A 16,073-nucleotide genomic window follows, 5' to 3' on the forward strand; every position below is an offset into this window, starting at 1 on the left:
CTTTAAAAATCAAAGACTATCAATAGTTGAATAAAAGCAGTGTATAAAATGCGAATCGATCAAAAGCAACTAAAGGTTAGAGACCTTATAAGTCACACATCATTACTTATCGAAAAAACATCGCAAAAAGAACCCAATATTATTCAGGTGTCAATCATATCAAAATTAATTTTATTAACCATGGAACCAAATAAAAATGACAATGAAAAAAAATTAGAAAGAAGTATATTAAGGTTGTATTTTGCAGTAAAAGGCCACTCTGATTTTATAACTTTACACCAAGATGCTGTGATTGAAAATTGCAGAGAGGTAATCAAACTGTGGTTAGTTTAAAAATATCAATTAATAACGCTAGTAAAAGGACGCTGTATACATTAAATATATTATTTATAGTAATGCAGATAAATATTGTTCAGACGTTGAGGAAGTAATCAATATGAGATTAAGTTAGTAATACAAATGATTTTAAGCAACATTTGGTTTATTTAATGATACTATATTCTTTATGAAATTATTCATATCTTGAATGGTATATGGCTTGTGAATGAACTCTAAGGAACTTTTAAAAGAATCAAATTCATTATTGAAATTGGTATTCAGAAATATCTCGAATTGTTGTTTAGTAGATAAAATAGCAATAATAGGTTCTTTTTTGCCAATAGGTGAGTTGCAACTAGTTATCTCGGACACTAAATCAAAATAATCAAATTGAAACCTTCTTGTATCAATGTCAATAAAAATTATATCTGGAGCAGATATTTTCAAGGTGCTATAGGTCTTCTCATTCAGTAAGGCTCTTATCCCCATCGGGTTCATAGTTAAAATGTTTTCAATAAAGCTGATCTTCCGAAATGCCTGCTTACATGTAGTTTTTATTAAATCATATTCACTTAAAATTATAACATTCATAATATATTAAACCTATGTTGTATTATATAGATATTGTTCAAAGAAAATATACATTCCCAATGTCTAATTGATAGGGTTAATTATATCATTAACTTTCCACATTATTGTATCATAAATGTTTTAGTAAAGTCCCTGTCCTAATTTAAAAATAGCCATCAGTCAAAAATAAATGTTTATTTAAACGTAATAAACCACCAGGAATTGGTGGTTTGTTATCATGTTAACTTAAACGCAAAGAATTAATTAACTTTAAAAAGAGTACTTGAATCAGTATGTGCAAAGGGTTTGCCATAGATATTTAATGAACTTGTTTGAGAATATGTTAATTTATCACCTTCTATTGCCATATTCATAATGAAATCAGTGGTTGTTGCATTATCACTCAGGTAGTTTGATTCTGAAATTCCACGTTTAGAAGAACGGAAAGTAATAGTGTTACCAGCATCGCCTTCAGCGGTTACACATGCAGCTCTAGGCACACAAAAAGAATTGTAAACTTTATTTTTTTGAGCATCATATATTAAATAACCACGTTGATCGTGAAACTTAGTATCATTCTCAACCCGAAATACTTCCTGCTTATAATAAATGGAAGTTAAGTATTGATCGCTTGCATTTTTTGCATCAGCGGCAACTTCAAATGTCATAACCTCATAGAAAGGTGTAACTGCAGCAGTACCTTTGCCTTGTGGCGAACCTTTTTGTGCCGGGGATATATCTACACCATGCTTAGATTTCCATTCACCGATTAGCTGAGCAAGCGGCCCAAGTTCTAAACCTTCAACCATTGTATTAGAGGCAAAGGCAGAACTTGATAAAGCAACACAAGCGCAACATATTAATATTTTATTCATAGTAGGTCCTTGTTATAGTGTTTTTTATGAGACGTTCATAAACTTATAAACATTGTTGGTATAGATGATGTAAAATTCAACAAAGCGATAAAAATCAGCAGCAATACTAAGATAACTCTGAACTTGTAAGTACAGTTTTTATAATCTAAAAAAATACCAAAATAAAAACATTAGAATAAGATAACTAATTACAGAGAAAATTTTCTGTTTTTTGATGTGTTTTTGAAATTTCTTTCCATAAGGGTCATTGCTATTACACTGTGAACACCTTGTGACATCGAATTCTAAAGGATAACCGCATGACCAACAAAAAGGCAGCATAACTAATACCTTGTAATTTTTTATAATCTATAAAAATTAAATTAATAATAGCAATTGGATTTTTTGCTTACTAAGTTGATGATTAATTTTACGAAATTCGCTGATACCATTAAACAAACAACGAAAAAGAAATATCACCAAATTAGAATCGAAAATCTAAAGAAACAGCAAGTTCACTATGATTGTTGATTTTTTCAGAGACCCCGAGGTAAGAATAATCATAAGATTTTCCCATGTAACGATACGTGCCATCGATAGACCAAATTTGATTTATTTTGTACTGAGATCCAAACTGACCACCAAATGCAAAATCATATTCTTCGTAACTATCAAAGTGGTGATTAAATTCATTATTTATAAAACCAATACTAACGCCACCAAAAAGAGAAAACGTTTGATTAATTGGAAATAGATAATCATAAGAAGCAAGCCATTCAATTTGGTTTAACTTAATGTTCGATGTAGTGCTATGAGAGGAATTATTAAGTTCTTTTTTAGTGACATTGCCAGTTAAATTTGTACGATGATTCTCGTTAATATCTAGACCAGCCCGAATATGAAGCGCGGAGCCATTGGCACTATCATAAAGATTTATGCTCTGAAACGAAACATCATGATATCCAACTCCGGCACCGACAAAATATTGATGACTTGCAAATGAATAGGCTGAAAAACTTAATAAAAAAAATGCATAGATAAAAGCTTTATATTGCATGTGAAACTTTCCTAGATTTTCATAGAATAATGAGCACTAAAAACTATTATTATTAGTTAAGCATGTTTTTTTTAGCGTTGCTTTTCATTTTTGTATCATTTTGATGCTAAGTTAAAAAAATTTGGCAGATGCCCAATTCTGACGATTGACAAAAGATTAATAAACACGCTTGTGTAATGATTTTGTGACGATTATTTAACATTTATCCCGGCAGCTTGCTGCCGGGTGTTTTTATTTTCAAGCGACAGTTAATGAATATAGAGCAAAAGTTAGCACGGATAGAGAAAGAAGGCGGTCGTTACATAGTGTGTTTTAAGGAGGGCTTATTTGTTCGTTTCTATAATCAGTCGCTTTATTTATGCGCTTTATTTGCTTTTGCATTATTACGCATGGCGCATTGCACATTACCAATGCGAGGTGACTGGGCGCTCTAATGTCTTACATTCCGCCCTTCAATACTCTGTTGACTCCTCCTTTTTCCATCCTTCAGTCCACCAAAACAGTACGGAAAGTACGCCTGAAACACTTCCGAAACAATAAAGCTCTTCGAGTTGCTGATAATATAATCTCACAAACAAAAAAGGTAATGTTTAATGAAAAAGCTCAGTATTCTTGCAGTCACAACAGCATTGGTGTTGTCGGGTTGTGGTTCAGATTCTGGTGGTTCAGGTTCTGGTGGTTCAGATTCTGGTGATAAGATTTTACCACCAAAATCAGCGGTTCTTTATGATTTGGAAGTTTCACCTAGCCAATTGAATTATTTAGACCACATAGAATTGGGCCAAAGCTTTCAAGTTATGGGTAAGTATGACGATGGTTCTGAATACGATATAACAGAATTGGTTTCGTGGGAATTGTTAAGCGGTGATGAAGCATCAATAGTTAAAGGAAAAGTGGTTAACGCAAAAGGCAGTTCTATTTTTGTCGTCAGCCACGAAGGGGTGGTGAGTGAAGAGGTCGGCTTAAACGCTAGCTCCGCCGTTTGTGGTGCTAGTTCAGGTGGCACTGTTTATTCAGCTATTAATAATAGCGAAAGGGATGCAGATGGCACATGTTTAAAGCTTGCGGTTGAAGAAGGTAGCGGAATACTTGTCACCTCGGCGCCTAGCATTGCTTTTATGGATGCGATGGGTTATGAGTTGCGAAGCTCGGAGTTTAGTAACACAAATAATAGCTATAAAGCAGCTAAATCAGCTGATGCCAGTGGGTACAGTAATGTAAAATTTGCATCAATGCACAATGCTGGGGAAGGTGAGGGGCAGTTTGCGGCCTATTGTGAAGATTTAGCAGCTAAGAACTTTGCAGGCTATAGCAATTGGAAGAGGGTTGAGCGAGGGCCGATTACGAGCATAGTTGCAAAAGACTTGGATTCACTTGGTTGGCCTCATGTCGGTTTTTCTGCATACTCCTACCTTTTCCAGGAGGGCGATGGCAGCCATGGTCGTATAGCTCCTTCAGGTACGATTAGTGGCCAAAGTGTCTCTTGGGATTATCTGCCTTCTTGTCAGACTGAGCGATATGAGGATACAGTCAAATTAGGTAATTTAACATTTCACCGCGCATTAACAGAAGCTGAAGCGGTAGCCAAGGGTTTCACTCCAGATGATACTTACACAGAAACTGGAACTAATGGCCCGTCAGGGATGGTGGTTTCAAGGTTTAACTGGTCAAATGCTGATAATTTTTGTGAAAATGTAGAGATGGGTGGTTATTCAGATTGGCGCTTGCCAAGTCGTGATGAGCTTTCTCAGCTTTACACTAGCACTCAGCCGGGGAATGACAAGGGTATGTTCAGTGCTTTTGGTTGGCCGCAGTCCAGCGGCTACTGGTCATCGACTACGGACGCCAGTAGCTACCACTACCGCGTCGGCCTCCTCAATGGCAATGTGGGCAACTACGACGACAGCAACCACGTCTCTGTTAGCTGCGTGCGTGCGGATTAACATTTAACATTTAACATTTATCCCGGCAGCTTGCTGCCGGGTGTTTTTATTTTCAAGTGACAGTTAATGAATATAGAGCAAAAGTTAGCACTGAAAAGTTAGCACGGATAGAGAAAGAAGGCGGTCGTTACATAGTGTGCTTTAAGAAGGTATCAAAAATGCTGCGTTGTTCTTAAGATTTTTCCTACGATAGATATTTCTGAACACTTGGTTGGCGTGATTGTATAATACGGCGCTGGAAATCCTTGGGTTTAAATTAAGCCGTATTTACGCCATGAAACACTAGAAGTTCATACTTACAAGTTTTCAAATCTCGATTGACTTAGAAAAAAAAAGAGCAACTGGGGAAGTCGCTCTGAAACTACAGAGTAGTAATGTGTTCAAGTTAATTAAAACACTTTTTTATCATCATTGTGTATCCATCCTGTATCATTAATCCTCATTCTATTTAACGCAATACAAACGCTTAAACCATTAGCAGCCAAACGATGTTTAAAGCTAATCAAAAATAATTGTGTGTTTAGAAAGGATTTTAGCTAGCAAAAATAAATGTTTTATTAAATGACCTGAATTCATCAGGTTATTCTTTGACTTATCATGTGTTTCTTTTGGTTGTTTGTGTATCAATAACCAGGGTAACTTTCAGATGCTATTATGCTGATGCAAAACTGAAACACTTAAGTTGACGCAGGGTGTTTAAATAAATGTACAGAAACACCATAGTGGATGAACCGATGAAAAAAATTAGTATTATAGCAACAATATCAATACTCTTTCTGTCTTTATCAGGCTGTAGGGATGAATCAAGTGCAACAAAAATCCTCGATGTCGATAAATCTTGTAAAAAAGGTACAATTTGGAATGAAATTACGCAGCAGTGTGATACTGAATTAGTTAGAACTTATCCTGACTTCACTGCGCAAGAGTTAGTGTATGAATATGGCAATGTTGTAAACACTATATTTTCTGGTTGTGCAATTTATACTGAGTCTTTATTGCCCAATGGGCTACAGATTGGTTCTGGCAATCGGAACTGGTTTAGTCAACTTCGTTCAAATAATATCTCAAACCATGTGCCTGCATTAATTGGCGAGAGTGGCAATGTCTATGCCTACAAGGGGGATAATAACCGTTCAAAATATTTTGTTTCTGGTATTAATTTGTGGAGTGGAAATAATAGTTCAGATATTAGCCACAGTATTCTGTTACAAGAGAATGTTCTTAATGATTTGCTCGAAGTTGAAGATTACAAAAATGAATCCTTGGTAGTTTGGTCGGAAGACACCTCCTTTAACAGTCATGCAGTCGCTGCTAATGTGACTTTAGTTTCCAGCAGTGAAAAAGCAAAAGGTGTTGAACATGTTGACTTTGATTTGTTTATTGGTAAATCAACGACTATTGACACAATGAATAAAGTCATGTCAAAAGGTGTACCGATCATAATTGCCTATAACCATCATAACTGGGTTGACGGAAGTACTGCAAATATGTTTGATGTTTCATATTCCTCTGGTGAATTAGAGCCTTTGGTAACAGGAAAAGAGCCGTGTGAAGGGCTAACCGAAGTGTATAAAAACACCGCGTCAATGCTCGATTACCTCGTTAACGATAAATATATTATCAGTTCTAGTACAATGCCAGAAAATACAGTTATTGGTGATAAGGTCTATTTTAATAAGATTGTAGATCCAAATTCGAATAAGAATTTATCAGAGTTATTTGAAGAGCCATTAAAAATGATTCGTGATTCTATAAAGCATTTTGATAATCAAGGAATTAACATCTTAGAGCAAGAAAATTTAAAACACTTGCAAATTCCGGTGTACATTGCTGATATATTTAGAGATTCGGCTGAATATAAGGGGGGGCGATTTTATGCTGATATTTACGGTTCAGCAAACGCGGTTGATTATAATCAGTGGTTAAAAACTTATTTTATGGACCTCACTTCTCATTTTGCTAGACCAAACAATAAACTCAATGTTAATCTTGGTGAGTTTTCACCAAGAGAAGTTGAAATACAGAGGTTGTCTACTTTTAACACGGACTTTGAGTATGAATTAACGAGTGCTGCTCACACCACTGCTACAGGGTATTATGTAAAAGCAGGTCAGAAAACAGTTATAAGTCGTACCGACAGTCACCCTGATGATGTCAAAATATATGTCAATTACCAACGAGATGGGGCCACCAAGCTTTTCGGAACAGGAAGTGGCCGTGCTTACAATAGGCCTGCTTATGATAGAAGTCATCCTGTAAGTCTTAGTGCAGGGGGGAAAATATCAATGTCTTCTCCTGTGGGTGGTACGCTTTTTGTTACTGTACCAAATAATAACGAAGGCAATGTAATCAGCCTAAATATACAGAATATACTAAAAAACCCTTCGATTTCAGGAGCTTCAGATACTGATATTGAACTTTTTGAAAATGCACTGAGTGATACCCCATTCAATTGGATAACGGTTATCACAAAAGAAGTTCAAATTCACTCGATTGCTTCTAAGTTTCGCGATACGCTTAACAGCTATAATAGCGACATCAAAAAGTTCATGGATGATATTATTAAATATACGTTGGGTAACTTCGGGTATGCAGGTTATTTAAGTAACGTTTTGCCAGACCATTCAGATTCAATTAAGCAGTTCTGTAGCGACTTTGGTATAGATGAGCTATGTACTGATCTTCGCTTACACGAAAGGAATAATGTACAGCACGTATATGTAGACCGTCCGACATGTGGAAGCTTATGTTCAGGTAATCCTTATGATAGAACATCGGCTTATATACCAGGAGATTGGGGCGACTCTCATGAGATTGGACACAATCTACAGACGAATAAACTAAAAATTTACGGTGGTCGAAGTAACGAAGTGTCAAATAATATTTTTCCTGTAGAATCTGCTCGCTTAAAAGCGATTGAAAATGGAGAAAGTACGTATAATATTCGATCAAACTTTGCATCGACGTTTGAATTGATGAAAAACGGTATAGGCCTTCTCAATGTTAATGACCATCCTCTTTGGAATAAGACAGGTGTCTATGACAACGCCTTTGAAAGATTAGGTTTCTATAATCAATTAAATTTTGCCAGTGGAGACTTAGAATTTTATACAAAAATGTATCTTTTACAAAGAATTTCAGAAGACAGAGCTAAAAATATAACAGATTGGGCTAACTATAAAGATCGTCTCGGTTTTACTAATTACACGATTGATGATTTTAAAGCGATGAATGGTAATGACTTTATGGCTATTAGTTCATCAATGCTAATAGGTAAAGATATGAGTCAATTTTTTGAAGGGTTTGGTATTCAAGTATCTGAAGAAGCTAAAGCTCAAATTTTATCAGCAGGTTACACGCAAAGCTTAGGTAAGGGTATCTACTTTGTCGATTACGAAGGTGTTCCAACTGATTATGTTACATCAAATAAAGATCAATACTTCATTGATCTAACACCGAATGCACGGTTTGAAAAGCCACAGCCTTAACCCAAATGAGAAGAGGATAAAAATCTGAGGCACTATTATTGGTTAACGGTTTAAGTTCATTATGCCAATATAAAATAGTGCCTTTTATTAATTAGAAGGCACAATTGCTTAAGTGTCAGTTAATGGTATCCATTTGTCTATTGTATTCTGCGACCTTGTAAAAACTCAGACAAGATCCCAATCAATGCTTTCCCCTCCATGAAAAAATCCCATAAAATATTGACTCAAGACCTGTTAGAAACGTTGTAATTATCATTGAATCAATCAACAAAGACGTCGTTTATCTCATTCGAACTTGGTCAATGCACCATTAATACAGATTCTAAAAGGGTCTGAATATTAAATTACTAATGATACGCTCTTGAAACACATGATTATTGATAAAATGGATAATGACTTGATGTTTTAAAAGCAGAGGTCAATTGACATGAGAATACGAAGTTTAGGGTTGGTGCTGATGAGTGCCGTTGTGGTGCTTTCAGGTTGCCGCAGTAGCATTGGGGAAGATGTCGACACAGGAGCAAAACAGGATGCTATTTTATTAGATTTAGTAGTAAGTTCAAAAGAAAACATTGCTTTGGGCGTGCCAGTTGGCTATCAGCAAGAGTTTATAGCAATGGCCGAATATTCAGATAGCTCGACAGAGGATGTGAGTGATTTGGCGGTTTGGTTGAGCTCTGATGAAGATGGAGCAATCATGGATGGTGCAGTGCTGATGGCATTAGCTGAGGGAAGTGTTGCAATTTCAGCCAGTTTTAATGATCTTGCTAGCAGCAACGCAGTTGATGTTGAAATTGTTCCTGCTGTTTTAGAAAGTATTGTTATCGATATTTCAACCCCAAAGACACCGGTGGGTTTAGATATTCAATTGATCGCGAATGGTCTTTTTGGAGATGGATTTAGTCGACCGCTGCAGGGTGGGGTTTGGTCATCGTCTGATGAGTTAATTGCTAAGGTGTCAGCTCAGGGGGTAGTCACTCCTGTAGTGCCAGGGTCTGTGGTGATAACTGTCGAAAAAGAAGACAAAGTAGCCAGTGTGGATATCACTGTCACAGACGCAGAGTTGGTGTCTATCCAATTAGAGCCATCAGCAACGTCGACGCCACTGGGTCAATCGGTTCAGATGATAGCCACGGGTGAATACACGGACGGTACAACGGCTGAGCTAACGGGCGTGTCTTGGGTATCATCAACACCAGCGACAGCGACGGTATCTAACTCAGGTCTTGTTACGCCAGTAGCGTTAGGCACAACGGTGATTACCGCGACGAAAGATGGCGAGCAAGCGTCCACGGTGAGCTTTGAGGTAACGGCTGCTGAATTGGTGTCTATCCAATTAGAGCCATCAGCAACGTCGACGCCACTGGGTCAATCGGTTCAGATGATAGCCACGGGTGAATACACGGACGGTACAACGGCTGAGCTAACGGGCGTGTCTTGGGTATCATCAACACCAGCGACAGCGACGGTATCTAACTCAGGTCTTGTTACGCCAGTAGCGTTAGGCACAACGGTGATTACCGCGACGAAAGATGGCGAGCAAGCGTCCACGGTGAGCTTTGAGGTAACGGCTGCTGAATTGGTGTCTATCCAATTAGAGCCATCAGCAACGTCGACGCCACTGGGTCAATCGGTTCAGATGATAGCCACGGGTGAATACACGGACGGTACAACGGCTGAGCTAACGGGCGTGTCTTGGGTATCATCAACACCAGCGACAGCGACGGTATCTAACTCAGGTCTTGTTACGCCAGTAGCGTTAGGCACAACGGTGATTACCGCGACGAAAGATGGCGAGCAAGCGTCCACGGTGAGCTTTGAGGTGACGGCTGCTGAATTGGTGTCTATCCAATTAGAGCCATCAGTAACGTCGACGCCACTGGGTCAATCGGTTCAGATGATAGCCACGGGCGAATACACGGACGGTACAACGGCTGAGCTAACGGGCGTGTCTTGGGTATCAACAACACCAGCGACAGCGACGGTATCTAACTCTGGTCTTGTTACGCCAGTAGCGTTAGGCACGACGGTGATTACCGCGATGAAAGATGGCGAGCAAGCGTCCACGGTGAGCTTTGAGGTAACGGCTGCTGAATTGGTGTCTATCCAATTAGAGCCATCAGTAACGTCGACGCCAGTGGGTCAATCGGTTCAGATGATAGCCACGGGTGAATACACGGATGGTACAACGGCTGAGCTAACGGGCGTGTCTTGGGTGTCATCAACACCAGCGACAGCGACGGTATCGAACTCTGGTCTTGTTACGCCAGTAGCATTAGGCACGACGGTGATTACCGCGACGAAAGATGGCGAGCAAGCGTCCACGGTGAGCTTTGAGGTAACGGCTGCTGAATTGGTGTCTATCCAATTAGAGCCATCAGTAACGTCGACGCCACTGGGTCAATCGGTTCAGATGATAGCCACGGGCGAATACACGGACGGTACAACGGCTGAGTTAACAGGTGTTTCTTGGGTGTCATCAACACCAGCGACAGCGACGGTATCGAACTCTGGTCTTGTTACGCCAGTAGCGTTAGGCAGGACGGTGATTACCGCGACGAAAGATGGCGAGCAAGCGTCCACGGTGAGCTTTGAGGTGACGGCTGCTGAATTGGTGTCTATCCAATTAGAGCCATCAGTAACGTCGACGCCATTAGGTCAATCGGTTCAGATGATAGCCACGGGTGAATACACGGACGGTACAACGGCTGAGTTAACAGGTGTTTCTTGGGTATCAACAACACCAGCGACAGCGACGGTATCTAACTCTGGTCTTGTTACGCCAGTAGCGTTAGGCACGACGGTGATTACCGCGACGAAAGGTGGCGAGCAAGCCTCCACGGTGAGCTTTGAGGTAACGGCTGCTGAATTGGTGTCTATCCAATTAGAGCCATCAGCAACGTCGACGCCACTGGGTCAATCGGTTCAGATGATAGCTACGGGTGAATACACGGACGGTACAACGGCTGAGCTAACGGGCGTGTCTTGGGTGTCATCAACACCAGCGACAGCGACGGTATCGAACTCTGGTCTTGTTACGCCAGTGTCTGTGGGCACAACGGTGATTACCGCAACGAAAGATGGCGAGCAAGCCTCCACGGTGAGCTTTGAGGTAACGGCTGCTGAATTGGTGTCTATCCAATTAGAGCCATCAGTAACGTCGACGCCACTGGATCAATCGGTTCAGATGATAGCCACGGGTGAATACACGGACGGCACAACGGCTGAGCTAACGGGCGTGTCTTGGGTGTCTTCAGTACCAGCGACAGCGACGGTATCGAACTCAGGTCTTGTCACGCCAGTGTCTGTGGGCACAACGGTGATTACCGCGACGAAAGATGGCGAGCAAGCGTCCACGGTGAGCTTTGAGGTGACGGCGATAGATACAGTCAAATTAGGTAATTTAACATTTCACCGCGCTTTAGCAAAAGCTGAAGCGGTAGCCAAGGGTTTCACTCCAGATGGTTGGCACACAGTAGGTGGAAGTACCGGCCCGGATGGGATGGTGGTTTCAGCTTTTAACTGGTCAAATGCTGATAATTTTTGTGAAAATGTAGAGATGGGTGGTTATTCAGACTGGCGCTTGCCAAGTCGTGATGAGCTTACTCAGCTTCAAGCTAGCACTCAGGCGGGTGTGTTCGTTGCCTTTGGTTGGCCGATTTACTACTCCTACTGGTCATCGACGCTAGACACCAGTTACACCGGTACCCGGCACTACAGCATCAGCCTCACCAATGGCTATGCGTTCAAGAACGGCGACTTGAGCAACAACTATGTTAGCTGCGTGCGTGCGGATTAACATTTAACATTTAACATTTAACATTTAACATTTATCCCCGGCAGCTTGCTGCCGGGTGTTTTTATTTTCAAGTGACAGTTAATGAATATAGAGCAAAAGTTAGCACTGATAAAGAAAGAGGGCGGTCGTTACATAGTGTGCTTTAAGGAGGGGCTATTTGTTCGTTTCTATAATCAGTCGCTTTATTTATGCAATCAAGCACTTGTAGCGCGCAATCAAAAGGCATTATGCATTCGCAGTAAGCCCTTAAAAGTACTTGAAAACCAGTATGTAGTATCAGGAGGTTTTCCTCAAACGCATTTGATGAAAAAGCTAGGGGAGGCAGTAATTGATAAAGGCCAAGGGTGTTACTATATTGAGCATGCTTTTGAGTTGAGCGGTTATCAAAGTTGGTTTGTAAATAACGTGGCGCATGAAGAGTCTCGACTTGTCACTGAGAATGGTTGCTCCTTCGCTGCTAACCAAGCGGCCCAACAAAGCAGCCAAATTAACAATCACGATATCAGCGTAAAAATAACATCAGAATTGGTAAATAAAATAATTCTTATAGATTACTGGCATGCAACACCTTATGACATGATAAGTCTTTTGGCAGAATTAAAACGGCTTATTATTCAATTAACGCCTAATGGAAAATAAAGAGCAAGATGAATAGAGAGTTTTATTAAGGTAGGGGCTTTAGGGTAAAGCAGCTTAATGTGTATGTTGCGCTTAGTGTGGATAAGTCAGTATCTGTTATCTGCCAAGCTGAAAAAGCGAGTGGCTAAGGCTTTTCGTTAAAGGCCCAGCGCGTTATCGGCACAACTCACACATTAATTGTGTTATAGAGGGGTGAATGTCGCGAGGCAGTAAACCGTTAAAAGAAGGTGTGCAAACATGTGCTTTTGGTTGGCCGACGAACAACAACTACTGGTCATCGACAACAAACACCAGTAGCAACCACTACAACGTCAACCTCAACAATGGCAATGTGAACAACAACAACGACAGCAACCACAACTATGTTGGCTGCGTGCGTGCGGTGAACGCAAAGCCCCTACACTCAATAGAATTTAAGTTAGGTCTTTACGTGTTAATACGCAAAAAGGTGATTTAAGTTTAATGGAAGTATAATCGCTATTTTTAGGGATAAAATAAGTCTTTAAATGATTAAAATGGTGGTGATATAACGCTTTACGTAAACGAATGTGTTGTGCGTGACTTAGTAAGGGCTTTGTTGCGTAATTCAATGGAACTAAATCCAGAGCCTACGATCTGATCAGTTACATCCACTATCTCTCGTAGCCTCATGCCTAAACCTCTTTACAAAACAACCAACTGGAAGCAATACAACCAATCACTCATTAATCGAGGCTCTCTGACCTTTTGGATTGATGAAGAGGCGATAAGCGGGTGGGCGCAAAGCAAACAGAATAAGCGCGGGAGGCCACGTCGATTCAGTGACTTAGCTATCACGACAGCGCTCATGGTAAAACGAGTTTTTTCTATGCCACTGAGAGCGCTGCAAGGATTTATCGACTCGGTATTTAGACTTGCCCATGTTCCATTGAGTTGTCCACATTACACCAGTATAAGCCGCCGAGCTAAGGAAGTTGAGGTTTCATTTAAAACCAAAACCAGAGGAGCAATACAACACCTGGCAATTGATGCCACTGGCCTCAAGGTTTATGGCGAAGGTGAATGGAAAGTCAAAAAACACGGGGCAGATGGCAAGCGGAGAGTTTGGCGAAAGCTGCATATTGCAGTCGATACAAGCACTCACGAGATCATTGCAGCCGAGCTAAGTTTATCGACGGTTACAGATGGAGAGGTCCTCCCGAACTTACTGAAACAAACACGCCGAAGTATCCTTGAGGTGTCTGGTGATGGCGCTTACGACACGAGAGCGTGTCACGCTGCTATTAAGATTAAGCGAGCCGTTGCGCTTATTCCCCCAAGAGAAGGGGCACTGGCCTCATTTTGGTTTGACCGAAAGTGCATACCATTATCAAGATAATGATGAGAGTTACGCCATAGCGCCAGATGGGTTTACAGCGGTTATTTCAGACAACCAAGCCTATTTACCGTCTTGCCAGTCGTTTATTCAAGATAGTGGAGTTACATTCGATACTGTTAGTTTTGAAGGGCTTACATTCCATCGACCTCTGAGTGAGTCAGAAGCATTATCTTTAGCAATTGTACCTGATGAGTTAAAAACAGAAGACGGCTCTCGAGGGCCAAAAGATATGATAGTAAGTAAATTCAACTGGGATAATGCCAAAAGCTTTTGTGAAAGCAGCAATCATATGAATTTTGGGGATTGGCGGCTACCAGAATTAATTGAATTGGAGAGATTATTTAGCTCTACTAATGAGTTGGGTATGTACCTTAAATATAATTGGGCTACAGATCGTGGGTTTTGGTCGAGTACACCAAGCCAAGGTGGCATGTATCATTATATGTTTTTAAGTAGTGGTAATAAGTATGAAACTAACAAACGCAATCCTCAGTATGTTACATGCATTCGTTCAGATACTTAGATGTGAAGATTTTCTTCTTTTCGTTTATACACTTTATTACAACTGCCGTAACTATTCACCCGCGAGCTATTGACGACGGTTTACGATAAAAACGGGGGCGTTTGATAATCCACTTTGAGCATATGATGTTCGACGATTTCACGCAGCCATTTATACGCGGAGATCTGTTGAAGTTTAGCTGTCTCGATAAGCGAGAACATCCGCTCACGGAACAGGTCTCCTCGATATGAACGAGTTACATAACAGCACTTTCTCATCAAGATGTAATTTCGGAGAACTCGCTCGGCAGCGTTATTTGTTAACGGACATTTGGAGTCATCCATAAAACGCCAGACCATAGCATCGTCAGCGATGAGATTACGGCACCGACCTCGATATCGTTTAGAGCATTGATAACTGCCTAGTTTAAGCCAATGAAGCCAGCTCTGTCTTAATCGCCGGAGTCGACGATAATATTGGTTTTCGCTAATTTTGCTCTCAATATATCGATGGTGGCCCCTGAATACGCTATGAGCGACTAATGCGAGTTTTTCTCCTATTTTTTGATTTCCAGGGCAAACACTCTCCTCGATAGCTATAACGTTTCTCAAGATGTGTGCCCAGCATAACTGTCGTTTGGAGTCATCAATATATTTATAGGCTGAGTATTGGTCAGTCACTAAAAGGTGTGAGACAGCCTCACCGAGCAGTCGTTTGGCAGCATGTTGATTTCTACCGCTATTAATCTGGAAAAAGGCTACGTCATTACTCAGTGCAGCCCACATCCAACGTTTATCATTATTACGTTGATGTGAGGTTTCATCAGCCATAATCAGTTGAGAGGCTTTGACGGTTTCATGAATTTGTACATGAGTATCAGCTAGATATTCAGTCACTCGTCCCTGTACCGCTGATATCGCACCAGTAGAGAAGTTCAGCTGAAAGACATCTTTCAGCATAGACTGTATTTTACCTATACTTTGATGATGCTGCGTTGCTTGGATTGCGATAAAGCTATGCAGATTTGGGCCCATCTGAACGTCAGGCACATACTCTGGAAGCTCAGCTTGGTGTTTATCACCACACCATGAGCATTCGCCTTTGAAGACTTGATGTTCAACAAGCGTGTATGAGATATCGGGTAAATCAAAAATTTGGTGTCGTTTATAAGGTTTTCGATTTGGAATCACGCAACCACCGCAGTGGCATGTTTTATTTGGTAAGTATTGCTCAACCGAGGCACTATCTTCTACAGGATGAAGTAGTCGGCGATGGCCTTTATGTCCGGGTTGAGCTCCTTGCTTTTTTCCAGATTTCTTCCGATTAGGCGAAGGTATTCTTGGCTTTGTTGTGCAAAGGCTGCTGTGATGATAGTACAGAAGAGTTTCGACTATTTTGATTTAGCCGGTCTTCAAGCTCTGCCAGCTTATTCCACAAAAAGTGGATGATATCTTTCGCCTCTTCAGGCGAATCGAAATCTGGCGGTGGAGGTAATGTTTTCTTATTCATACCTCCAGATTGCCATCACAAAAAGATCACTCAAGTC

The 16,073-nt window shown here is 40.6% G+C and carries 11 protein-coding genes and 1 pseudogene; 8 read left to right on the forward strand and 4 right to left on the reverse strand.

Annotated elements, in window-relative coordinates; translation table 11 throughout:
- Positions 1–48: 48 nt before the first annotated feature.
- On the forward strand, positions 49–333 hold the full coding sequence (locus QF117_RS11275) for a hypothetical protein (protein WP_282389009.1): 285 nt from the start codon (positions 49–51) through the stop codon (positions 331–333).
- A gap of 815 nt (positions 334–1,148) precedes the next feature.
- On the opposite strand, the gene QF117_RS11280 is transcribed toward QF117_RS11275, so the two are convergent.
- Positions 1,149–1,763 carry a heme-binding beta-barrel domain-containing protein gene (locus QF117_RS11280; RefSeq protein ID WP_282389010.1) on the reverse strand — a complete coding sequence of 205 codons (615 nt, stop codon included), beginning with the start codon at positions 1,761–1,763 and terminating at the stop codon, positions 1,149–1,151.
- 463 nt (positions 1,764–2,226) lie between these two features.
- Positions 2,227–2,799, reverse strand: a complete 573-nt coding sequence (locus QF117_RS11285; RefSeq protein ID WP_282389011.1) for a porin family protein — start codon at positions 2,797–2,799, stop codon at positions 2,227–2,229.
- A 593-nt stretch (positions 2,800–3,392) separates the two neighbouring features.
- On the opposite strand from QF117_RS11285, the gene QF117_RS11290 reads away from it, so the two are divergent.
- From QF117_RS11290 to QF117_RS11320, 7 genes and pseudogenes are all read left to right on the forward strand, one after another.
- Positions 3,393–4,742, forward strand: coding sequence for a DUF1566 domain-containing protein (locus QF117_RS11290; protein ID WP_282389012.1), 1,350 nt, complete (start codon positions 3,393–3,395; stop codon positions 4,740–4,742).
- 734 nt (positions 4,743–5,476) lie between these two features.
- A complete protein-coding gene (locus QF117_RS11295; protein ID WP_282389013.1) occupies positions 5,477–8,230 on the forward strand; it encodes an ImpA family metalloprotease in 2,754 nt (917 codons plus the stop codon).
- 427 nt (positions 8,231–8,657) lie between these two features.
- The gene (locus tag QF117_RS11300) at positions 8,658–12,029 is read left to right on the forward strand and encodes an Ig-like domain-containing protein (protein WP_282389014.1); all 3,372 of its coding nucleotides are present in this window, start codon (positions 8,658–8,660) and stop codon (positions 12,027–12,029) included.
- Positions 12,030–12,110: 81 nt separating this feature from the next.
- Positions 12,111–12,668, forward strand: a complete 558-nt coding sequence (locus tag QF117_RS11305; protein ID WP_282389015.1) for a hypothetical protein — start codon at positions 12,111–12,113, stop codon at positions 12,666–12,668.
- A gap of 196 nt (positions 12,669–12,864) precedes the next feature.
- Entirely contained in the window at positions 12,865–13,125 is a 261-nt protein-coding gene (locus QF117_RS11310; protein WP_282389016.1) for a DUF823 domain-containing adhesin, read from the forward strand.
- A 192-nt stretch (positions 13,126–13,317) separates the two neighbouring features.
- Positions 13,318–13,992: pseudogene (locus tag QF117_RS11315) on the forward strand (IS5 family transposase); the annotation flags it as partial.
- Position 13,993: 1 nt separating this feature from the next.
- Positions 13,994–14,548, forward strand: a complete 555-nt coding sequence (locus tag QF117_RS11320) for a DUF1566 domain-containing protein (protein ID WP_282389017.1) — start codon at positions 13,994–13,996, stop codon at positions 14,546–14,548.
- An 80-nt stretch (positions 14,549–14,628) separates the two neighbouring features.
- Here the strand turns inward: QF117_RS11320 and QF117_RS11325 are convergent, their stop codons facing one another.
- Together QF117_RS11325 and QF117_RS11330 are read right to left on the reverse strand one after the other, a co-directional pair.
- On the reverse strand, positions 14,629–15,927 hold the full coding sequence (locus QF117_RS11325) for an IS66 family transposase (protein WP_348984838.1): 1,299 nt from the start codon (positions 15,925–15,927) through the stop codon (positions 14,629–14,631).
- Positions 15,851–16,036 carry a DUF6444 domain-containing protein gene (locus QF117_RS11330; RefSeq protein WP_282389018.1) on the reverse strand — a complete coding sequence of 62 codons (186 nt, stop codon included), beginning with the start codon at positions 16,034–16,036 and terminating at the stop codon, positions 15,851–15,853. The genes QF117_RS11325 and QF117_RS11330 overlap by 77 nt, the downstream gene beginning before the upstream one ends.
- Positions 16,037–16,073 lie beyond the last annotated feature (37 nt).

The organism is Vibrio sp. YMD68, assembly GCF_029958905.1.
In the GTDB taxonomy this organism is placed as follows: Bacteria; Pseudomonadota; Gammaproteobacteria; order Enterobacterales; family Vibrionaceae; genus Vibrio.